Source organism: Flavobacterium sp. UGB4466, from assembly GCF_903469665.1.
Taxonomy (GTDB): Bacteria; Bacteroidota; Bacteroidia; order Flavobacteriales; family Flavobacteriaceae; genus Flavobacterium; species Flavobacterium lipolyticum.
Genome location: NZ_CAGKLC010000297.1, coordinates 1 through 320 on the forward strand (window position 1 = coordinate 1; position 320 = coordinate 320).

The 320-nt window shown below is 45.6% G+C and carries 1 pseudogene; it reads left to right on the forward strand.

Annotation, left to right across the window (positions count from 1 at the left end):
* Window positions 1-320, forward strand: a pseudogene (locus JO950_RS22135) (hypothetical protein); the annotation flags it as partial.

The window sequence follows — 320 nt, forward strand, 5'->3', positions numbered from 1 at the left end:
AAAACAGGTCCATTGAGCATTGACGCCAACGGAGTATTGACCTTAGATCCAAACACTGTAACAGGAACTTACCAAATTACATACGAAATCTGTGAAGAAGGAGCAAGCCCTGCCAACTGTGCTACAGCTACTGCAACTGTTGAAGTTAAAAAACCAATCGTAGCCAACGTTGACAACAGCTACCCAGTTCAAACACCGGGTACAGCAACGGCCACTACAATTGGAAACGTAACAGCAAACGATACCTTAAACGGCCAGCCGGTAACCGCAGCCAATACCAATGTAACCCCAATTAAAACAGGTCCATTGAGCATTGACGC